Annotated in this window: 1 protein-coding gene; it reads left to right on the plus strand. The window is 34.4% G+C overall.

Features of this window, described 5'->3' with window-relative positions:
* The coding region (locus V7149_RS13130) for a hypothetical protein (protein WP_335346079.1) at positions 1-331 on the plus strand (331 nt) is incomplete at both ends.

The following is a 331-nucleotide window of genomic DNA, read 5'->3' on the forward strand; positions in this document are numbered from 1 at the left end:
TTTAAAATTGCATCCTGCACTAAAAAGTTTTATTGAATATATTGATTGTTTAATTAAAGCAAAGGAAGATGAAAAAAGTATTACAGAAAAAGTTGCTAATCGAATGAAGGAAATTATGTCAATTGAAGGATTAATCCATGAGGCTTTTAAAAAGCCAAATCCGAATAAGTATATATTATACCCTATTTATGTAGCTCCCGATAACAGTTTTTCGATCGCTTCAGCCGTTTGGGATGTAGGCCAATCCACACCTATTCATAGTCATGGCACATGGGGAGTGATCGGTATTATCCAAGGCGGTGAGCATGAGATTCATTATGATGTTTCATCT

It is taken from the genome of Bacillus sp. JJ1503, from assembly GCF_036965125.1.
GTDB lineage: Bacteria > Bacillota > Bacilli > Bacillales > Cytobacillaceae > Cytobacillus.